The organism is Ideonella sp. P3_A4 (genome assembly GCF_056403075.1).
Map to the genome: position 1 here is coordinate 1 of NZ_JBFUGE010000912.1, position 1,829 is coordinate 1,829.

Consider the following 1,829-nt stretch of genomic DNA (forward strand, 5'->3'; position numbering starts at 1 on the left):
GCATGGTCGCGCCCTGCTGGTTGCTGGGCACGAGCTGATGGCCCCACCACTGGTGGCCGATCTCGTGCGCGGTCACGTAGGTGGCCACGTCGATGGCGTTCTCGTCACCCAGCTTGGTCAGGAAGCCCAGGTTCTCCGAGTAGGGGATGGTGTTGGCAAAGCTCTGCGCAAAGTCCGCGTAGCTCGGGAATTCGAGGATGCGCGCCTGGTGGAACTGGTAGGGCGAGAACTTCTCGTTGAACATCGCCAATGAATCCTTCATCGCGCCCAGCATGCGGTCGACGTTGTATTCATGGCCCGGGTGGTAGTAGACGGCCAGGTCGACATCGCCGGCCTTGTCGCGCTTCACTTCATAGCGGGCCGACTGGATCGAGAAGAAGTGGTTGATCGGCGCGTCGGAGACGAAATGCGCCGTGCGTCGTCCGTTGGTGGTCGTGTCGGACACCGTGCGCCCCGGAGCGATCGGCGTCTGGTCGGCGTCGGTCGTGACGGTGATATCGGCATTGACCCAGTCACCGGCCACCATGAAGATGCTGCGCGAGCGGCCCGATTCATCCTCCAGCTTGGGCGGGCGCAGATCAGCCGGCAGGCCGTACTTGCGGCGCTTGGCCCGGTCGGTCAGCAGGCCCTCGCGCGACATACCGACACCGGGCGCGATCTCGCTGTTGTTGACGAAACTGCCGTTCTCCACCAGCCGGGTCAGCGGAGCGCCGTTCGGAAAACCTCGTTCCTCCAGTGTGGTGGCGAACTTCATTTCCCGCACTTCGCCCGGTTGCATGGCCGGTTGCAGGCGGTAGATGCGGTACGGGTACTGCTCGTACGCCTTCTCGAGCGTGGCACCGTCGATCGACACCTGGTCGAGCCTGATCCGCTCGCCCCAGGCCACGTGCACCTGGTCGATCGGCTGGCTGCTGCGGTTTTCGAGTTTGTAGCGGCCGTTGGTGACGGCGCGCGCTTCGCGAGGGAAGAGCTGCACGTCGAGCGTGACGGCAGTGATGTGCGGCATCTGCAGCTTCTCGAACGGCAGCAGCTCCTTCTCTGCATTCGCCAGCCACTGGTCGTGGTCCGGTGCCGTCTGGTATTTGTTGAGGATGTTGGTGTTGTAGAAGATGAAGGCGCCAGTGCCAGCCCATACGGCCAGACCCGCGCCGCCAGCCAGCAGCGCACCGCCACGAAGGCGACGCGGCAGCGCGGCCAAACGCGGACGCAGCGCAGTGGTGGTGCCGCGGCGCCACAGCGCGTAGGCCAGCACCGCCAGCACGGTGGCGAAGCCGCTCCAGTAGACCTGGAACCAGGCGGCGCCGACCCAGAATCGGGCCATGCCGTTCATGTCTGACAAAGGCACCGGCGAGGTGCCGCTGTAGTTGTACAGGTTGTGCTCGAAGCCGGCCGAAGCCATGGCGATCGAGGCCACCACGTAGACCAGCATCACGCCCCAGCCGATGAACTTCTGCGGCACCAGCACCTGCACGAAGACCGACAGCACGGCCAGCTGCATGGCCGTGATCACGGTGGGCAAGACCCACCACAGCCCATAGGCAGCCAGGTCGAAATGCGTGTAGCCCTTGATGAGCTGCACGGCCATGCCAGCCCCGGCGGCCACCAATGACGTGGCGGTAAGCACCAGCGCATTCGCCAGAATCTTGGGCAGCAGGTGGGCCCAGTCCGGTGCAGCGGTCGAATCGACGATCTCGTGCACGCGGCGCTCGCGGTCGCGCCAGACGAGCTCACCGGCGTAGTAGATCGCGATGATCATCTGGATGAAGGCGAAGGCGTCTTGCAGGGCCCGCACCATCAGCCGCGTCACCGGGTGGGCGTCGGTGCCGTAC

At 65.1% G+C, this 1,829-nt stretch carries 1 protein-coding gene; it reads right to left on the reverse strand.

Annotated features, from left to right (window positions below):
* Positions 1-1,829, reverse strand: a 1,829-nt coding sequence (locus tag AC1DYI_RS34355; RefSeq protein ID WP_477208581.1) for an ABC transporter permease, incomplete at both ends; no start/stop codon positions are given.